An 18,678-nucleotide genomic window follows, 5' to 3' on the forward strand; every position below is an offset into this window, starting at 1 on the left:
GCCTTGTTTACTGGAGTTGCTGCACGAGAATGATACTTCTGACATCTAGGACAACCAAAGGAAACTTGACGTGAGTACCTATAGCTAGATATATTTGTTTCGAAGCGAAACCATATTTATAGGAGAAAGATATGTCAAGAGCATTATCGGGTCAGACTTTTAAACTGACTGCCAGTGAATGGCTGAACACAGAGCGAGCCATAGAACTTGATGAATACCGGGGTAAGATTGTCGTAATCTATGTGTTTCAAATGCTATGCCCTGGTTGTGTTTCTCACGGCTTACCGCTGGCTAAAAATATTCAGAGTACATTCGCGGACTCAGGCGTACAGGTTATTGGTTTGCATTCTGTGTTTGAGCATCACGATGTGATGACTCCGGATGCATTGAGGGCGTTTATTCATGAATATCGCATTCAGTTTCCTGTAGCGATTGATCAACCCAGTGAACACAACACGATTCCGAAGACCATGGATCGCTATCAGTTTGGTGGAACGCCGACGCTTCTTATTCTGGATCAGCATGGCAAACTCAGGCTTAACCATTTCGGCATGCTGAGTGATATGCAGGTGGGAGCGCTTATTGGTTCGTTGTTAGAAGAGGGAGCAAATGCTGGGGCAGAAAGTCAAACTTTAGATACCCAAAGTCCGGATGGTAAGGCTTTAGGAGATAATAACGGGTGTGATGAGTATGGTTGCAAGGTATAAATGTTTGCTCTTTCAAACTTGCTATAGTTAAGAGCCGACACGCGGTCGGCTCTTTGATTTTACTCGTTAATCTTATCAAGCATTTTCAGTGAGCCCATATAAGCCATATATTCGATAAGTTCGTTCAACTGCTGGTCAGATAGGTGCTCAAACTTCAGCATTCGAGATTTGGCGCGATATGAGTTCGGGTTCTTAATAAATGCCTTTAAATATTCTTTGTCCCTATATTCGGTAATGTTTTTTGGAATATTTAGCTCTGGGCCTATGTCACCCCCTTCCAAATTAATTGAGTGACATGAAATACATGTTGATTTGAATGCAACATATCCCGCCATAATAATAGGTTTATCTTCTGCTCCGGTAGGATAATAATCTGGCTTGGGTGCTTGATAATTAAACTCTATCTTATAAACCTGAAAAGGCCATATCCAATTATTATACTCATTTGGGTCAGTGGTCATGACATAAAACGGCCCCGGGTTGAGTGTTTCTTTGCCCTCACCAATGTCAGTAAAGCCATTCGGATTTCCTTTCTCATCAGTAACGACAACCAAGGGGCTTTTCGTGGTTCCTTTAGACCATGAAGCAACGAAGCCATCCAGAGCGACGAACTTAATCTCTTCCACTTTGCTGAAGTCAACACCAGCAGAGGCCGTAACGTCTTTGAAATCAAGCCCGTTATACGTCATTGGCTTTTTATAAACCGGAGATTGAAACGACAGTGAACGCGGTGCTGCAGAGGTTTTCATCCGATCGATACCAAGTGACTTCTCAAAGATTACCTGATCCCCATTTTTGAGAATAAACTCAATCTTCCGATCGTCGGCAAAACCTTGGAACGAGATAAAGCCTAGCATAATAGCAAAAATGAACCTGAACATATTGTCACCTTTATTTTTGAACATCCTGTTTTGTTTCATTGTTATAGTAGTCTTAAGGATTGATTGTATTGATGTTTATTTGCCTACTTTGAAACGGATCAAGTTAATTCACTGAAGTGTTATGAGTTAAGGCGAATATTGAAGGTGTTATTTGATGGTTATTTACAGGGGAGACAGATTAGGTAAGTGTTAATTTCTGATGACGAGGAATAATTATTCTATTTCCTTGGAATTCAACGAAGAAGTGGGTGCATTGAGGACCCCCCTTCGGGGGAGTCGACTGACGTCGTGCTGTTTGTCTACCCTCTAGGTGGAGATGGCTGCACCTTCAAAAGAATGCCGCCATCACAGAGCCGTCAATATGCTGGACACTAAAGCTTACGAAGCCTTTGTCGAGTGCGTGCTTCACACTGACTTAAACATTCGTAAGCTCCACACATCGTTGGCAATGCGTCAGGTAAAGTTTGAGACAGCAATTGGGTTGGATAGTGAAGTCAGATAGAATCTCCGGATGTGCCAGAATTTATAGATGTTAATGAAACTCTCCCATTCTCCAGTTACTCAGCACACCTTTGAAGGCCGCGCTTTCTTTCTAAAACGCGATGACCAACTTCACCCTCATTTCTCTGGTAACAAAGCGCGAAAGTTAATGGCTTTTTTGGAACTGGAAGACAAGAATATTACCCATCTAATTGGTTACGGCTCCCCACAGGCGAACTCGCTGCTGTCGCTCGCTGCGCTAGCGAAGATGAAAGGCTGGCAGTTGGAATTTTATGTCGATCGTGTTCCGGGGTGGTTGAAAGATAAACCTATTGGAAACTACCGGATGGCATTGGAACTTGGTGCTGAGGTTATTGCTGTGTCAGAACTGACTGATTCGGAATTGCATCCACACGATTATATTCAAGCGCATCGTCTTGACGAAGGATGCTTGTTGGTACCAGAGGGAGGTCATTCGCCAATTGCGGCACAGGGCGTGACAATACTTGCGCAGGAAATTCTTGAGTGGGCGCATAGCAACAAGAAGGAGAGCCTCTGTGTAGCATTGCCCGCAGGAACAGGAACCACTGCGTTGTTCTTGCACAAGCACCTCAAGGCGAATGGCATTGAAGTGCTGACGTGTCCGTGCGTGGGTGGAAAAGAGTATTTGATTTCGCAATTTGAAGAGCTTGGAGAATCTTGCTTTCCAACGGTTTTGGAATCTTCCACTAAGCATCATTTTGGAAAGCTATATCTTAATGATTACCAAATATGGAAAGCCTTACTTGAACAAACTGGCGTTGAGTTTGATTTATTATACGACCCCTTGATGTGGTGTTGTTTGAATGACTGGTTACCAGAAAATCAAGGCAAGACGCTGTTATATGTTCATCAGGGGGGGCTCGTCGGAAATGAGAGTATGTTGCCGAGATACCAAAGAAAATATGGCGTTTGATTCTAACGTTTGCTCAATAGTTAAGGTTGTTTGGGTGTTGATGATCGATATGGGCGTTATGCTGGTATTGATAGCCAAGTATGACAAAAAGAGGCCATCATGCAATTTAAATGCGAAAAGCTAGCACAACTGGAAGATAGGTACCGCGCCAAGCTCATTAACAGTCTTTCGGGCTTCAAAAGCGCTAATCTCATTGGCACCAAAGATGCAAAGGGTAATCTTAATCTCGCGATTGTGAGCTCTGTCTTCCACATTGGCGCGAACCCACCTCTGGTTGGCATGATCATGCGTCCTCATACCGTTACAAGGGATACACTCGAAAATATCCTCGAATTAGGCGAATACACGATTAATCAGGTCAATGCCGATATCTGGAAAGAAGCCCATCAAACCTCAGCCCGCTATGCACAGGAGATTTCCGAGTTTGCTGAAGTTGGCCTGACACCAGAATGGTTGGATGGAGTGAAAGCTCCCTTTGTGGCGGAAAGCCGACTTAAGTATTCGTTGTTGTTGAGAGAATCACAGACGTTAGAGATCAATGGCACAGTTTTGGTAATTGGCGAAATCAACAACGTGTTGGTGGAAGAGGATGTGATAGCGAGTGATGGTTACATCGACGTAGAGGCGTTGGAAACAGTCGCAGTGTCCGGCCTTGATAGCTACCATGTTACCAATAGGTTGGGACGATTGAGCTATGCGAAGCCAGAGAAGAAATCAGATGTTATTGACTGAGAAAGTATCTGATAGGTGAGAAAGGAAAAGCGGAGTCCAAGCCTCCGCTTTTTGATCGTCATGTTTGTGCGAAATCAAACATGGATGCTTCCGGAAGATCGCTTAAGTTATGCTTATTCAATACGACCTTTTTGTCGCATTATCAAATGTGATGAGCATATTCTCACCTGATAGGTGAATGCTGATATCTGACATGTGTGTCGTTATTGTTTTCTGAGCAATATTCAAGATTAAGATATAAAGTGCATAACTTGATTAGATACTTCTAAATTGAATAGAAATAAATTGAAGTCGTTTTGGACAATTCATTGCTATGGATGGAAAAGGAGTGGAATTGGTTTTGGTACTTTTATCGTTGTGTCTAGGATGAGTGAGAATGAAGTCCCCGTTTGTTGATCTGCCAATAGATGTGAGAACACACCTGGAAAACAGTGGTAATGGCCTCAGAGTTTCTAGCGGGACGATATTACTTTCAGCGTCAAATATCTGGAAGCATTGTTACTGGCTTCAAAAAGGGGCTGTTCGAATGTACTACCTAGATAGAGATGGACGTGAGCACAACAAAGCGTTCTTCCTGATGGGAGATTTTCTGTGGCCAGTTACAGAGCGATTAAGAAACTCCCCCAGTGGCTTTTTCATTGAAGCTTTGACTGATATTCAAGTCGTTTCATGGAAGGTTGAATCTTTGCAGAAACATTTTGATGAGGAAGAATGGCGTCACTTTGCGTTACTTTGGGTCGAAAGATTGCTCAACTCAAAACTCGAGAGGGAAAGAGATTGGCTACACTTGAATGCCAAAGAGCGCTACAAAAAGCTGTTTAAGACTAAGCAGGACTGGATTGAAAATATTCCAGACTTCCATCTAGCCAGTTACTTGGGATTGACTCCTGAATCTCTTTCGAGGATTAAACGCCAACTTACCAAATGATAAGGAGCACAACTGTTTGTCGATGCAAACTATCTCTGACTAGAAAATGGTGAGTAATAGGGAGCAAATGAAATGAACAGGTTACTTGGCGTGAGCTCAACGATATTGTTGGGGTTGATGGCAGGCTTTTTTGCTACATACAGCTTCAATGTGAATATGGCGATGCTTGAGGTCAATGGTGAGACCTATGCCAGCGTCCAATCTCTCTTTAACCAAAAAGTCAGGCATACAGCATTTTTTGTTTGTTTCTTTGGCGCGGGATTGCTGCCTTTGGTAACAGGGATTTATTGGTTAAAGGAAAAACAAACCATGATAAGTTTGGGTTGGTTGCTGATTGCTCTGACTTACATCTTGGGAATTATTGTGTTTACCCGTTTAGTTAATCTTCCACTTAATTATTACACCGAGTCTTGGGACCCTTCAGTGCTGCCAACAGACTGGGAAGTTGTGAGAAAAGAATGGAATCGCGCCAATCTTTTCAGAGCCATCGTTTCGATAGCTGTATTTATCGGAGCGTTGCTTCTGAGGGAGTTTGTTACATGGGACAGGCGAGCACGGTAGGCTCTCTCTGTGGGCGTGATAGGTTTAACCGTTTCACTCGATGGTGCGAGTTTGGCTCACCTCATGGCCATCTGATTCAGTCGCGGTAAACAGTGCTACCAGGAACGGGAACAACGTTATATTTTGGTGTTAGCAGCGAAATCGGGCAAAGCCGCGAGCATGAGCAGAGTTGTAGCGAGAGTATTTTTCATTGTTTTTTGTCATAAATACGTTGAAGGCAAATCGCGTTCGCAATGAAACAATCGGTTGAAAAGTGTTAATTGCGATGTGTCCGTTAAGGATTAACCGTCAGTGATAAGCCTTAATGCTGGCTTAATCAACCTGCTGATTTTGAAAATATTAGGGGTTGAGTGACTTTCCCAATGAGCATGAAAGACGGCAGGTTTAGATGTTTGAACTGATCACTACAAGATTAACGCTGCGTGACTTCCGTCCAGAAGACTTATCGTCTTATTTCTGTATGACACAGGATGAAAAGTATCGGCGATTCTATTCTGCGGAAGATGTGAGTATGGAAAAGGCAGCATTTTTGGTGCACTTATTTCAAGAGCAGGCTACAGCCATTCCGCGTACTCACTTTCAGTTAGCGGTATGTGATAGGAATACTGGCGAGTTTATCGGAACAGCAGGGCTTAGACTTGAGTCGGAAGGAAAAGCCTCAGTGGGTTGTGGATTTAGACGTCAGTTTCATCACTCGGGTCTGGCTGAGGAAGCTATGACCTCGCTGTTGTCATTTGGCGTTAAATATCTTGGCATTAACTTGCTTTATGCTGAGACGCTTGCAGCGAACAAAGCGGCGATTCGCCTATGTAAGAAAATGGGAATGGTGGAAACAGAATACAGAGTAGGAGGCGTGCTGTTCGCCGATCGCAAATGGGATACTGTTGTTTTGAGTAAGTGGATTGAGACTGCCAATGAATGCAAAGAAGGTGTTTAAATGGATGTGCTCCGAGGGAAACTGCCATAAGAGTATGGTTTAACAGACTACTCTGACCAGTGCTATCAGTAATTGATAATTCGAACGTTCGTGCTATTTTTAATTTTAGAAGTTTGAGAATTGTAGAATGAGCAAAAAAAAACAGACGCGGGAACAGATACTGAACGTCGCCTTTGAAATGGCGAGTCAGGAAGGGTTGGAGAGCCTCACCATTGGAGAACTTGCTAAGCGGGTCGGTATGTCCAAAAGTGGGCTGTTTGCGCATTTTAACTCGCGCAGTAATCTTCAAGCTGCAGTGGTGATGTTTGCCGGTGAGTGTTTTGCTGCTCGTATCATCGTCCCTTGCCGGGAAGCATCACACCCAAGCATCGAAGCGAAGATCCGCCATATGCTGGATAACTGGTTAACCTGGAACAGCTCATTTCAGGGAAGTTGTATGTTTCTTGATGCCTGGCGTGAAAGCCATGATGACGAAGACCCGATGCAACAGGCATTGGAAGGAACAATCAAAAAGTGGCTGAGCTATCTGCATATTCAGTTCGAAAAAGGCATTGAATCCGGCGAGTTTCGTGAAGAATTGGACTGTTGGCAAGCTGTTTATGAGCTTTACGGTTTGTACCTGAGTAGCCATCTATTCAGAACACTGAAGTTAGAATCTCAAGGGGCGCAGAAGTTTTGGACGGGGATCGATGGCCTGTTCAATAAAGTCCGAAAATAACTAGCGGAAAGCAGACGAATACCCAGTCTGCTTTTTCTTTGAATACAAATAGCACGACCGTTCTAAAAATTGAGGAGCATCCATGAGTAGCAAAATCTACTTTGGCAATAACAACCGGTTCAGTTTTAGACGTGGAGCATTGAGCGTAGCCAGTCGGCTTCATTACAAAATTGCGCCGAAGCATGCCGTAAAAACAGCGCGTCGTTTGTTTTTAACGCCGGCGAAAGGACGAGAAAGTAATCCTATGCCGGAAGGAATGGTGGTTGAAACCACATCAACAGCGCAAGGCAACATGATGACTTATAAGTTGGGTTCTGGGCCAACCTGGGTGCTGACACACGGTTGGTCTGGTTCTTCAAACCAGTTCTTTCCATTGATGGAATACATCGCTGAGGTAGGTTATACCGCACTTGCATATGACCACCCAGGCCATGGAAAAAGTGAGGGCAAAGAAGGGAGTATTCCCGCCTTCCTGAATGCCTTGGACGGTATTCTCAACCAGCAGGAAACGATTGAAGGTGTGTTAGCCCACTCCATGGGAGGTTCAACATTACTGGAAAGCGAGCATCCAGCGCTGCAAGGTAAGCCAATTATTCTGGTCGCGCCTGTTCTCAAGTACTGGGACAATCTATTCGGTACCATTGAAGCGTCTGGTTACTCAATTAAACTGTTCAAGGAGGTGATTGCATCAGTCGGGCGTGAATACAATGTCCGTATCGAAGATATCGATCCATTCGTTAAGCTGGGTAAACGCCAATCTCCGGTCGTGATCGTTCATGACAAAGGTGACCGTTTTGCGCCATTTGAAGTGTCAAAAGAAGCGACCATCTATGATCATGTGACCTTGGTGGAAACGGAAGGGTTGGGTCATGGGCGTGTGCTGAAAAGCGAATCATTGAAAGAAGCATTTTCTGACGTGGCTCGGTCGCTCAATTAACGTCTACCCAAATAGCTGAAGTTGATTGGGTAGAAAATCGCTGGTAAGAGAAACTTATGATTACACCTATTTATGCTGCGCTACTTTGTCTAGTGTTTATCTTCCTGGCGTTGAGGGTAGTTAAGTTTCGGCACGGCTATAAAGTGGCTTTGGGTGATGGTGATGAAAAGCTACTGAGAAAGGCGATTCGTGCACATGGTAATTTTGCAGAGTATGTACCGTTTGCCTTGTTACTCATGCTTATGGTGGAACTCCAATTAGACCAGGGAAGCCAATACCTCCATATTCTGGGTGCTTTGTTGCTGATCGGGCGGTTGCTTCATGCTTATGCGGTGAGTCAACCCAGTGAACCTTTGGCATTCCGTGTTTACGGTATGTTTCTGACCTTTAGCGTTTTGATATCTTCAGCACTCTGGTCGCTATATCTAGGTATATTGTAAATATTATTATCCCGGTGTGTTATTCTCCTCTTGTCCTTCAATAAGCACACCGGAACTTCCCTTGAAGAAAATTGCTGTATTCGCAGATGTTCAAAATATTTATTACACCACCCGTCAAGCCTATGGTCGACAGTTTAACTATCGAAAACTCTGGCAACAGCTTCAGGAAATGGGAGAAGTGGTAGTTGCTAACGCGTATGCCATCCGCCGAGATGACGATCAGCAAATCAAGTTTCAGGATGCACTTCGCCATATCGGTTTTGAAGTAAAGCTTAAGCCTTTTATTCAACGCAGTGATGGTAGCTCCAAAGGTGACTGGGACGTCGGTATTGCTATTGATGTGATGGAAATGGCGCCAGAAGTTGATGCGGTGATTTTACTTTCTGGTGATGGCGACTTTGATTTACTGATGGATAAAGTACGTATCCGTTATGGCAAGGAGGCGATTGTGTTTGGAGTGCCGATGCTGACAGCTAATTCGTTGATAAACAGCGTTGATTGCTTTATGCGTATTGAAGACGACCTGTTGCTATAGTTCCAGCTTTAATAACATGACTTCGGGCTCAGGATTTTCAGCCTCGGTTTTTTGGAACCCTAGGGACTCCAGCAAATTCAAACATCCTATGTTCGTTTCAAGTGTTATCGCCACCACTTCTGCCAAATCAAGTGACTTTTTGGCCATGTCTAACACTGCAGTTGCGGCTTCTCTTGCATATCCTTGCCCTTGAAACTCAGGGAAAAAGCCAAACCCCAAATCAATGGCATCAAGAGAGTCTCTATCTATCAGCCCACACACTCCAATGGGATCTTCAGTATTTTTTAGTTCTACTGCCAATAAACCCATCATTGGTGTTTTATGCATTGGCAATAATGTTGATCGAAGATACACCGCGGCATCAATAGTAGAGCGAATATTTTTATCTCCCACAAAATGAAGAAAACCTTCAGTATTGTAGAGGCGGTTGATGAAACTAGCATCGTTTTCGTTAAGGTTCCGTAGTGTCAAGCGAGGCGTGATGAGGAGCGGTTGTGGCATGTAAAATCTCCAAGAAAAAAGAGTCCTTAAATCAGGACTCTTTCAGTGTAGATGAGTTATTTACCTGCGATGTTTAATCGTGCGAAACGGATAAGCGGAGAGTAGAACTGTCCAGCATAGTTTGGTAGTACGGTGTTACCTACCGCTTCAATTTCTTTGATTATGGTGTAGAAGTTACCCGCGACAGTGATGCCCCGTACTGGCTGGATTCGCTTGCCATCGCGGCACAGGAAGCCGCTGGCACCAAATGAAAAATCACCGCTGATAGCGTCTGCTCCGGAATGGACACCCTGCAAGTCAATCAGCTCAAGGTATTCACCTGCCGTGACTTCTGCTTCACTGCTGGTGCCTGCCCCAATGACATCATGTCGCGAACTGACGCTCAAGGTACCTTTTGGCGAGCGCCCTGCGTTGGCAGTGTGTGCAACTCCGAAATGTGCCGCTGTCGCCGAGTTGTGTAACAGGCCAACCAGCTCGCCATTCTCGATAAGCGGCGTGTCACCTGTTTCGAAGCCTTCGCCATCGAATGACTTAATAGCATGGCCGCCAGACATGTATGCCACATCCCTGAAACTCAGCAGTGGACTTGCTACTTGCTGGCCAATCTTGTCACGCCAGGGGTTAATTCCACGTTTTGCCGATTCACCGGAGAATACGCTGCCAAAAGCACCCAGTACTTCGTTTAGACTTTCTTGCTCGAAAATCACCGAGTATTGGCCAGTCGCAATCGGCGTGCCTTCCAGCAGTGCTTCTGCCATGTCATAGGCATCGTTGATGACTTTCTCTGGCGTCAAGCCATCGAAGGTTCGTGCTACAGACGCAGCGACATGCATAGCTTGCTTATCATTGTGGTCAATTAACGCGGCGGTGTAACAGCTCAGCGAACGAGATTGGTGGAAACAGCGTGTTCCCAAGGTATTGCCTAACAGCGTGATGCCGCTACTTTCACTGTAACCATTGTAAGGCGCGCCTTTTGCCAATGGTTTTTCACGGATCTTCCCTTCAAGCGACAAAGCCAGCTCAATCTTCTGTTCTGGCGTCGCGTCGTCTTGTTGGTAAATCTCCGGGTATTTCGTGCTGATGTTCAGTCCTTCAGCTTGAATTTTTTGGAGAGGATCTTTCTTGGTAAAGCTGGCGTTGGTCAGCGCCTGATCGATCATTTGCGCCAAATTTTCTGGCTCGAGTGATTCAGAGTAGCTGATGGCGACATGCTCATCTTTTATCACTCGGACGCCGATGACCTGACTTGCGGTGACTTTATATTCTGAAAGTTCGCCTTGGTCAGCTTTCAGGCTAAAACTCTCGCTGCTAGATGCGATGACATCGGCCTGCGCACCACTTTTCTGTGCCAGTTCTAGCACCTGCTCGACGGCGTTTTCTAATGTTTTTTGCTCGCTCATTAGTTACCGCCTCCTACCAGAATGTTGTCGACTTTAAGTGCTGGTTGTCCGACGGTGGTGGGTACTGAACCACTGACCGAACCACACATGCCAGCAGCAAGTGCAAAATCTTTACCCACCATGCTGATTTCTTTAAGCACTTTAGGACCAGTGCTTATTAGCGTGGCGGATTTAAGCGGCTTGGTCACTTTACCGTCTTCAATCAAATACGCTTCCTGAACCGCAAAATTAAATTCACCAGTACCCGGTTGAACCGAGCCACCGCCCATTTTCTTAGCGTAGATACCACGTTCCACACTGCTTATCATGTCATCGAATGACGCGTCACCCGGTTCAATGAATGTGTTACGCATACGGGAGGTTGGGGCATATTTATAGGACTCTCGTCTACCAGATCCCGTGCGTTCGAATCCGGTTTTCAAGCTGCCCATGTGGTCGACCATAAAGCTTGTGAGCTTGCCGTCCTTAATCAGTTGGGTGTGCTGGGTTTCCATGCCTTCATCATCAATATTGATGGAGCCCCATTCGTTTGTCATTAAGCCATCATCAACCGCGCTAACAGCAGGATGGGCAATCATTTCACCCATTTTGTCGTAGAAGACAGATGCCTTCTTGGCGACAGCAGTGGTCTCCAACAAGTGGCCACATGCCTCGTGGAAAATCACACCGCCAAAACCATTACCAATCACAACCGGCATTTCACCGGATGGACAAGCATCTGCACCGAGTTTAATCAATGCTTGCTTTGCGGCTACCTCGCCAAGCTCCTCTGGATCAACATGAGAGTTGAACTCCCAGCCAGAAAGCATACCCGGCGCTTCGTAACCGGTAGATTGCTCGTTACCATGTGTGGCAACAACAGAGGAGGCGATACGGGTATAGTGGCGGGTATCTAAAACGTGCAGACCGGTAGAGTTGAAGATTTCTATCTGCTGCTCGCGTTGGGCGATACGACCAATGATTTGAGAGATTTTATCGCTCTGCGACCGGGCTTTCGCATCGACACGTCTGAGAAACGCAATTTTCTCTTCGACATGGTTGTTTGCCGAGAAAGGCATGCTCACCGGATGGCGATCATCATGTTGGGTGAAGTTCAATGCGCCGGCTTTTGCGATTTGGTCACGTTTATCTTTTGCGCAGAGCAGGGAAGTAACCTGCTTAAGTTTTTCTTCGTCCAAACTGTTGGTATAGCCGTAAAGCACTTTGTGACCGAAAAAAAGACGAATACCGATACCGAAGTCGATACCCGAATTCACTTTATCAACTTCACCGGAAAGTAACTCTACGCTTCCTGAATGCTGTCGTTCAACGAACAACTCCGCAAAATCCGCGCCCAAGAACAGAGCGTGGTCAATCACTGCTTTGGCAGTGCTGGTATTTAACATCCCTTCCTCCTAAATAGAGTCAGTTTCCTCATTTGTTACTTTGAGATTAACAGCTTGCAAGCAGAGCACCAATCGTGTGTGCCTTTTAGTGATATAGGTGCAGACTGTTTGATTAAAATTCATTCAAAACATTTACGTAATGTAGAAATTGTACTTTCGTATCTGCACGGGGTTGATACACTGCTGAGCCTGACAATGATCAGCGTACTGATAGGAATTTCCATGGCCGACAAGCTAACCAAAAAAGTCCCGACCAATATTATCACCGGCTTTCTAGGTGTAGGTAAGACAACTGCCATTCTTAATCTGCTCAAACAAAAACCGGAAAATGAAAACTGGGCTGTGCTCGTGAATGAGTTCGGTGAAGTGGGTGTTGATGGTGCTTTTCTCAGTGAGCAGGGCGCGATGGTAAAAGAGGTTCCGGGTGGCTGCATGTGTTGCGTGGCGGGATTACCCATGGCTATCGGCATCAACGCACTGTTGGCACAAAATCCGGATCGATTGTTGATTGAACCAACTGGTTTGGGACACCCTAAAGACATTATCGGTAAGCTGCTTTCAGAGCATTACGAAAATTATATCGAGCTGAATGCGACGATTACTTTGGTTGATCCGCGTAACTTTGCGGATGCGCGTTATACCGAAAACCAGAACTTCCGCGATCAGTTGGCATTGGCAGACGTGGTGGTGGCAAACAAAGCCGACCTCAGTTCACCAGCCGACATTGAAGCGTTCGATGACTATGTCAAAAGCGCTGAAATCGCGAAGTTAGCATCAGGGTATGTTGAACAAGGACAACTCAACCCTGACTGGTTAGCCTTGCCGCGAGTCGACCGTAATGCGCAGTTTGGGCACCATCATTCACACGACGATGACGAAATGCCTCCGTTTGAGCTGGAGCCGGGTGAGAAATACCGTCGCAAAGAAAACAAAGGGCAGGGCTATGTAAGTTGTGGTTGGGTGTTCGAACCGACAACCATTTTTCCTTTCGATTCTCTCTATGGTCTGTTTGCGAACTTGAATGCGGAACGGGTGAAAGCCGTGATGAATACCGATGACGGTATGTTTGCATTCAATGTCGTGAACCAGATGGTGACAGTCAGTCCAATAAGTTTGCAAGGCGTTGAGTCCCGCGTCGAAGTTATCGACAAAGAACTGCTACCTTGGGACGAGCTTGAAGGCATCCTGCTGTCGTTCATCTCAGAATAATTGTCACGCCCGGCTAAATGCCGGGCGTTTTCATCGGAAAAGGAATTCAGCGTGATGAAGGAAGAGATAAAGGCAAAGTTTGAGAGTTACCCAGAGCCGACAAAATCTAGATTACTACAACTTAGGGAACTGATTTTCGCTGTCGCAGCTGAAAGCGGTGTTAGTGTCGACGAGAGTCTGAAATGGGGTGAACCTAGCTATTCTGTAAAAGGCGGGACGCCGCTGAGGTTTGATTGGAAATCGAAATCGCCAGAATCAATTTCTATTTTCTTTCACTGCCAAAGTTTGATGATTGATACGCTGAAGGAAGTGATGCCAGAGGCGTTTAATTATTCTGGAAACCGTGAGCTTTCGTTCCCATTAAATCAGCCTTTTCCGGATAAGGCTTTGAGGGTTTGCATTGAAGCGGCGTTCACTTATCAATCGAGAAGAAGACAGCCACTTCTTGGCCTCTAGCTCCGAGCTTTATCAAGCCGCAATAATGTTGTTGCGTACTAAACCACGCCTTACGTTGTTACACATCTTGCCAAAACGGCGAATTTCGTCGAATTGCGGTGTGATACCGCGAGACATAGCTGATTCCCAATAACTCAGTTCTGAGTCCACTATTTCCAGCAGCTTCTTTGGACAACCAATACAGTTACCTTCTGGGCCGCACACAAAAGTGTCGGATTCGTAGAGAGGAAGCTCCTGCTTTACCTGCTCAATAATCTGTTTCATTGCATCCATGCGAGTCGGTTTTTTAGCCATTTTTATGACTCGCTTGGGCCTGTTGACCTTTGGTGGTTAAATTTTGTTCTAGCTATAAGCGTTTTAGGCGCGGCGAGGTGTGTGCCGCCTAGTCATTCTAAGCAAATACACCTTAACAAAGCATAAAACGCTTAGAGTACGGGACGCGCAGTCGAACCCTTCGGGCAGCGTTTGTGGGGAATTTCTGCTGCGTTATCGGATTCTCATGTAGGCTAGCTACACGTCGAAGCCTCTGCCTTGCATAAAATCCCCACAAACTGCTGCAAAAATCATCACCAAAGGTCAACAGGCCCTAATAAAGGGAGCGAAATCTTACGCCTCCATGAAATCGCTGTCTAGCAGCACATAAATCACGGGTATGTAATTGGCTTGTTGTGCCAGTGTTAACCCTTAATATTTCTAAACAATTCGACGTAGATCCTCACTGAATCCTTCTTTCGTACCCTAAATGAAAATTGATATAGATCAATTAACAAGAGTGCCGCGCGTACTCGACATCACACTAAGCATCTCACTTCTTTGTTTGAACGTGTTTTCAAAGCCCATTTTTCGAGTTGTTTATGATTGAGGTACAACGATGTTAGAAACCCTTATGCTCTCGCGAATACAGTTCGCCGCGAACATCAGTTTCCACATACTCTTCCCGACCATCACCATTGCACTTGGCTGGATGCTGGTGTTTTTCAAACTCCGCTTTAACCGAACCCAAGATTCGGCTTGGCTGGATCTTTATTACTTCTGGGTCAAAGTATTCGCTCTGACTTTCGCGCTTGGTGTGGTTTCGGGTATTACCATGAGCTTCCAGTTTGGTACTAACTGGCCGGGCTTTATGGAGCAAGTCGGCAATGTTGCAGGGCCGTTACTCGGTTATGAGGTAATGACTGCCTTCTTTATGGAAGCGACTTTCCTCGGGGTGATGTTGTTTGGACGTAACCGCGTTGCCGAATGGGTACATACGCTGGCGACTTTCTTGGTGGCCATCGGAACAACATTGTCGGCCTTCTGGATTCTGGTGCTCAACAGTTGGATGCACACTCCTGCGGGCTATGAGTTGATTGACGGTATTGTTCAGGTCACCAGCTGGAAGGAGGTGATTTTCAACCCCTCCATGCCATACCGCCTCGCACATACCTTGTTGGCGTCGGGTTTGACCGCAAGCTTTTTGATTGCCGGTATCAGCGCCTACCAATACCTGAAAAAACCAGACCACAAACCTGCCCGAAACGGACTGAGAGTCGCATTGCTGGCGGCAGCAGGTCTAATTCCGGTTCAGATTTTTGTTGGTGATTTACATGGATTGAATACCCTTGAACATCAACCGGAAAAAATTGCGGCGATGGAAGGCGTTTGGGAAACACAAAATGGTGCGCCTTTACTTTTGTTTGCTGTGCCCAATGAAGAAACCCGTTCCAACGATTTTGAAGTTGGGATTCCGAAGTTGGCGAGCCTGATTCTGACACATGACTTGAATGGTAAATTGGTGGGATTGAATGATTTTGAGGGCCATCCCCCAGTGTCTCCTCTGTTTTATGGTTTCAGGATCATGGTTGGTGTTGGCGTTCTGATGCTGCTGGTGGCGGGGTATGGAGCTTTCAAAATTATCAAAAAGCGTGAACTCCCAAAGCCCTACCTGTATGTATTGGTCGCAATGACTTTCTCAGGTTGGGTTGCCTCCTTGGCAGGTTGGTATGTGACTGAGATAGGCCGTCAACCTTGGCTGGTTAATGGCGTGCTTCGCACTTCGGATGCCGTTACAACGGTTTCTAGCGGCAATGTCATGTTATCACTGGTGATGTATTTGGTTGTTTATGCCGTTTTACTCGTTGCCTATATTCGTACGCTTTTCTATCTCGCAAGGAAAGGATTGAACGCTGAATCAACTGAGCCAAATAAAAACCTTAAGGAGGCCTGCGCTTGATGGACTATTTACCGGAAATTTACCTGCTGCTCCTTGGCTTCTCCGCGTTCATGTACGCGATTTTAGATGGCTATGATCTTGGTGTGGGGATGTTGCTCCCTTCCAACAATGAAGCGCACCGTGACCGGATGATTGCATCCATTGGCCCTTTCTGGGATGCAAACGAAACCTGGCTGGTATTGGCGGTTGGCATTTTGCTGATTGCCTTCCCAACTGCTCACAGTCTGATTCTGACCGAGCTCTACTTGCCCACAGCGTTTATGCTGATTGCGTTGATCATGCGTGGGGTGGCGTTTGACTTCCGTGCCAAGGCAAAGGCTGATAGAAAGGATAACTGGGACCTATGCTTTAAAGCGGGCTCATTGATCGCTTCGCTTTCCCAAGGCTACATGATGGGTCGCTACATTATGGGCTTTGAGGATTCAGCCTCAGCTTACGGGTTTGCGGTATTGAGTTCGCTCTGTGTGACTGCAGCATATGTGTATATCGGTGGTGCTTGGTTGGTGCTGAAAACTGAAGGCGAATTGCAGAAAAGGGCAGCCAAATGGTCACGACGTGCAGGTTGGTTGGCAGCATTGGGGATTGCTGCGGTCAGTATCGTCAACCCGCTAGTAAACGAACAAGTCGCCGAGCGCTGGTTTAGTTTCCCAGAAATGCTGTTGCTTGCGCCAGTGCCGCTGGTGGTGATGTCGATTATTTTCCTCGTTGACCGTTACTTGCGTCAGGTACCCGTAAAAGATGACTTGGGAGCAAGATGGCCTTTCTTCGGCGTCAGCCTGATCTTTGCCCTGAGCTTTCTCGGATTGGCTTACAGCTTCTTCCCTGATGTCGTGCCAGGAATCATGATTGCGAGTGAAGCAGCGAGTGCACCTGCAACCCTTATGATAGTGGGTGTGGGAGCGGCCATCGTGATGCCAATGATCTTGCTTTATACCTTTATGATTTATCGAATTTTCAAAGGAAAAGCGACAGAGTTAAGTTATCTGTAAAAAGTCACCTATAAAAAGCAAATTGGGCACCCGGTGAGGTGCCCATTTTTATTGTTAATTCAGTTGGGGCTAGGGTAGGGTGATAATTTACCAGTAAAAGGAGTTTACGATGACAAAACCTGCCAGCTACAAAGGTCAGTGTCTGTGCGGCCAAATCCAATATGAAGTTGATCATATCGAGCCAAAAATGGGGCATTGTCACTGTTCCATGTGTCGAAAATTTCATGGTTCTGCATTCGCTACTTTTGGTGAAGCCAAAAAGGAGGATTTCCGGTTCACGAAAGGCAAAGACAAACTGAAAGTCTATGTGGCGGAAAATGACACCAAAAGAACCTTCTGTGAAAATTGCGGATCCAGCTTGCTGTTTGAGGCTTCAAACAGTGATGGTAGCTTGGTTGAGTTTACGCTTGGCACGCTGGAAAGTGATATTCCACTCAAGCCTGATGCGCATATTTTCAAGAAATTTAAAGCGCAGTGGTATGACATTACCGATGAATTGCCGCAGTTTGATGAGGGGAGAGAGCACTAAAGGTCTGGCTACTTGGCACATTGAACCAAAGTAAAGTGTTCTCACTAAAAACCGAATATTGAGAACTTCGCCGCGTCTTTTCGAATAGTATACGACCCAGACTTACCTGCAGGATATCCTCAATCTCATAAAAGAATGTCGAGATTTGAGGTGCTTGTGATTAACAGTTGGTCTTTAACAGTGTTGGGTGGCATTTTAGCTAGCACTTCTTTTTTGGGAAGCACGATTGCGGCAGAAAATGTGCCGACTCCGGCCATCGTTGATGGGGCTTATGTGCAGATTGGTGATGTGCCTTGGCAAGCTGCTCTGATTGATGATTCAGGCAAATTCTGCGGTGGTATCATTATCGGTCAGCGTCACATTTTAACGGCTGCACACTGTGTTGTGGAAGTGAGTACGTCAACGCTGAATGTCGTCACTGGCTATGAAGATGTTGCGTATATCCCTGATGAGAATATCTCTGCAGTCTCAAAAATCGATGTACACCCAGACTATGATGATGAGTGGTTAACATCAGATATTGCTGTGATTCACCTCTCTTCAGATATCGCTGCTTCTGCGACTCCCGTATCAATTCTACCTTTATTAAAGCAGGGTGATTTGGATGCCCAATTTTCGGTGGCAGCGACCGAAAATCTATTCGTATCTGGATGGGGAAGAACGGGAACGACAGAATCAGGCAGTCGATTCTTAAAGCATACTTTAATGACAGGTATGGATGATTTAAGTTGCTATGGAAGTGACTCTCAATCCTTTATTTGTGCAAACAGTGAGAGAGCAACGGGTGTTTGTTTCGGAGATTCTGGTGGCCCACTAATTTGGCAGGATCCATCTGCGGTATCCGATAACGATAGAGGCTATGTGGCGGTTGGCGTTGTTAGCTACACATCAAAATATGGATGTGGATTAGTTGATTACGCAGATGGTTTTACACAGATTTCAACGTTCTACGACTGGATTGATGAAAAAATGGGTGGCTATGAACGACCGGACGTTACTTTCACAACGGACATCTTTAATCTGAATTCTAGCTATGAGCCCGACAGAACCATTCCGTTAACCCAAAGTACCAGCGGAGGTGGCGGTTCAATTCCCCTTTGGTTACTGACACTGATGATGCTTGCTGCTTTTATAAGAGTCTCAAGCCAGAAAGCTCATCGCTAAAAACCAAGCCGGAGGATTGAAA

Annotated in this window: 22 protein-coding genes; 17 read left to right on the forward strand and 5 right to left on the reverse strand. The window is 45.7% G+C overall.

Features of this window, described 5'->3' with window-relative positions; translation table 11 throughout:
* Positions 1 to 131: 131 nt before the first annotated feature.
* Positions 132 to 707, forward strand: a complete 576-nt coding sequence (locus VP504_RS23120; RefSeq protein ID WP_325894398.1) for a peroxiredoxin family protein — start codon at positions 132 to 134, stop codon at positions 705 to 707.
* Between the two features lie 59 nt (positions 708 to 766).
* Here VP504_RS23120 and VP504_RS23125 read toward each other — a convergent pair whose 3' ends face one another.
* Positions 767 to 1,588, reverse strand: a complete 822-nt coding sequence (locus VP504_RS23125; protein WP_325894399.1) for a c-type cytochrome — start codon at positions 1,586 to 1,588, stop codon at positions 767 to 769.
* A 316-nt stretch (positions 1,589 to 1,904) separates the two neighbouring features.
* On the opposite strand from VP504_RS23125, the gene VP504_RS23130 reads away from it, so the two are divergent.
* The 10 genes from VP504_RS23130 (at position 1,905) to VP504_RS23175 (ending at position 8,811) form a co-directional block, all read left to right on the forward strand.
* Positions 1,905 to 2,090, forward strand: a complete 186-nt coding sequence (locus VP504_RS23130) for a hypothetical protein (protein WP_442788921.1) — start codon at positions 1,905 to 1,907, stop codon at positions 2,088 to 2,090.
* Positions 2,091 to 2,123: 33 nt separating this feature from the next.
* Positions 2,124 to 3,023, forward strand: coding sequence for a pyridoxal-phosphate dependent enzyme (locus VP504_RS23135; protein WP_325895428.1), 900 nt, complete (start codon positions 2,124 to 2,126; stop codon positions 3,021 to 3,023).
* Positions 3,024 to 3,122: 99 nt separating this feature from the next.
* Entirely contained in the window at positions 3,123 to 3,755 is a 633-nt protein-coding gene (locus VP504_RS23140) for a flavin reductase family protein (protein ID WP_325894400.1), read from the forward strand.
* A 376-nt stretch (positions 3,756 to 4,131) separates the two neighbouring features.
* Positions 4,132 to 4,683, forward strand: a complete 552-nt coding sequence (locus tag VP504_RS23145; RefSeq protein ID WP_062713086.1) for a Crp/Fnr family transcriptional regulator — start codon at positions 4,132 to 4,134, stop codon at positions 4,681 to 4,683.
* Between the two features lie 72 nt (positions 4,684 to 4,755).
* The gene (locus tag VP504_RS23150; protein ID WP_325894401.1) at positions 4,756 to 5,244 is read left to right on the forward strand and encodes a DUF1772 domain-containing protein; all 489 of its coding nucleotides are present in this window, start codon (positions 4,756 to 4,758) and stop codon (positions 5,242 to 5,244) included.
* 388 nt (positions 5,245 to 5,632) lie between these two features.
* Positions 5,633 to 6,181, forward strand: a complete 549-nt coding sequence (locus VP504_RS23155; protein ID WP_325894402.1) for a GNAT family N-acetyltransferase — start codon at positions 5,633 to 5,635, stop codon at positions 6,179 to 6,181.
* 127 nt (positions 6,182 to 6,308) lie between these two features.
* Positions 6,309 to 6,899 carry a TetR/AcrR family transcriptional regulator gene (locus VP504_RS23160; protein ID WP_062713081.1) on the forward strand — a complete coding sequence of 197 codons (591 nt, stop codon included), beginning with the start codon at positions 6,309 to 6,311 and terminating at the stop codon, positions 6,897 to 6,899.
* Positions 6,900 to 6,981: 82 nt separating this feature from the next.
* Complete coding sequence (locus VP504_RS23165; RefSeq protein ID WP_325894403.1) at positions 6,982 to 7,836, forward strand: alpha/beta fold hydrolase; 855 nt, start codon at positions 6,982 to 6,984, stop codon at positions 7,834 to 7,836.
* Positions 7,837 to 7,892: 56 nt separating this feature from the next.
* The gene (locus VP504_RS23170; RefSeq protein ID WP_325894404.1) at positions 7,893 to 8,276 is read left to right on the forward strand and encodes an MAPEG family protein; all 384 of its coding nucleotides are present in this window, start codon (positions 7,893 to 7,895) and stop codon (positions 8,274 to 8,276) included.
* 61 nt (positions 8,277 to 8,337) lie between these two features.
* Positions 8,338 to 8,811, forward strand: a complete 474-nt coding sequence (locus VP504_RS23175) for an NYN domain-containing protein (protein WP_062713076.1) — start codon at positions 8,338 to 8,340, stop codon at positions 8,809 to 8,811.
* Here VP504_RS23175 and VP504_RS23180 read toward each other — a convergent pair.
* From VP504_RS23180 to VP504_RS23190, 3 genes are read right to left on the reverse strand one after another with little or no spacing between them, the layout of a single operon-like run.
* Complete coding sequence (locus tag VP504_RS23180) at positions 8,806 to 9,312, reverse strand: GNAT family N-acetyltransferase (RefSeq protein ID WP_325894405.1); 507 nt, start codon at positions 9,310 to 9,312, stop codon at positions 8,806 to 8,808. The genes VP504_RS23175 and VP504_RS23180 overlap by 6 nt on opposite strands.
* A 56-nt stretch (positions 9,313 to 9,368) precedes the next feature.
* Positions 9,369 to 10,712 carry a TldD/PmbA family protein gene (locus tag VP504_RS23185; protein ID WP_325894406.1) on the reverse strand — a complete coding sequence of 448 codons (1,344 nt, stop codon included), beginning with the start codon at positions 10,710 to 10,712 and terminating at the stop codon, positions 9,369 to 9,371.
* Complete coding sequence (locus tag VP504_RS23190) at positions 10,712 to 12,097, reverse strand: TldD/PmbA family protein (protein ID WP_325894407.1); 1,386 nt, start codon at positions 12,095 to 12,097, stop codon at positions 10,712 to 10,714. Before VP504_RS23190 ends, VP504_RS23185 begins: the two co-directional genes overlap by 1 nt.
* A 222-nt stretch (positions 12,098 to 12,319) precedes the next feature.
* On the opposite strand from VP504_RS23190, the gene VP504_RS23195 reads away from it, so the two are divergent.
* Both VP504_RS23195 and VP504_RS23200 read left to right on the forward strand, forming a co-directional pair.
* On the forward strand, positions 12,320 to 13,306 hold the full coding sequence (locus VP504_RS23195) for a CobW family GTP-binding protein (protein WP_325894408.1): 987 nt from the start codon (positions 12,320 to 12,322) through the stop codon (positions 13,304 to 13,306).
* Between the two features lie 54 nt (positions 13,307 to 13,360).
* The gene (locus VP504_RS23200; RefSeq protein WP_325895429.1) at positions 13,361 to 13,762 is read left to right on the forward strand and encodes a DUF1801 domain-containing protein; all 402 of its coding nucleotides are present in this window, start codon (positions 13,361 to 13,363) and stop codon (positions 13,760 to 13,762) included.
* A 12-nt stretch (positions 13,763 to 13,774) separates the two neighbouring features.
* Here the strand turns inward: VP504_RS23200 and VP504_RS23205 are convergent, their stop codons facing one another.
* The gene (locus VP504_RS23205) at positions 13,775 to 14,056 is read right to left on the reverse strand and encodes a hypothetical protein (RefSeq protein WP_062713069.1); all 282 of its coding nucleotides are present in this window, start codon (positions 14,054 to 14,056) and stop codon (positions 13,775 to 13,777) included.
* A 577-nt stretch (positions 14,057 to 14,633) separates the two neighbouring features.
* Between VP504_RS23205 and VP504_RS23210 the strand changes: the two genes are divergently transcribed.
* The 4 genes from VP504_RS23210 to VP504_RS23225 all read left to right on the forward strand — a co-directional run bounded on the left by VP504_RS23210 (position 14,634) and on the right by VP504_RS23225 (position 18,656).
* On the forward strand, positions 14,634 to 15,974 hold the full coding sequence (locus VP504_RS23210; protein WP_325894409.1) for a cytochrome ubiquinol oxidase subunit I: 1,341 nt from the start codon (positions 14,634 to 14,636) through the stop codon (positions 15,972 to 15,974).
* Entirely contained in the window at positions 15,971 to 16,963 is a 993-nt protein-coding gene (locus VP504_RS23215; protein WP_325894410.1) for a cytochrome d ubiquinol oxidase subunit II, read from the forward strand. The genes VP504_RS23210 and VP504_RS23215 overlap by 4 nt, the downstream gene beginning before the upstream one ends.
* Before the next feature lie 109 nt (positions 16,964 to 17,072).
* On the forward strand, positions 17,073 to 17,492 hold the full coding sequence (locus tag VP504_RS23220) for a GFA family protein (RefSeq protein ID WP_325894411.1): 420 nt from the start codon (positions 17,073 to 17,075) through the stop codon (positions 17,490 to 17,492).
* Between the two features lie 213 nt (positions 17,493 to 17,705).
* Positions 17,706 to 18,656, forward strand: a complete 951-nt coding sequence (locus tag VP504_RS23225) for a serine protease (RefSeq protein WP_325894412.1) — start codon at positions 17,706 to 17,708, stop codon at positions 18,654 to 18,656.
* Positions 18,657 to 18,678: the final 22 nt, after the last annotated feature.

Source organism: Grimontia sp. NTOU-MAR1, from assembly GCF_035758505.1.
Classification (GTDB): domain Bacteria; phylum Pseudomonadota; class Gammaproteobacteria; order Enterobacterales; family Vibrionaceae; genus Enterovibrio; species Enterovibrio marinus.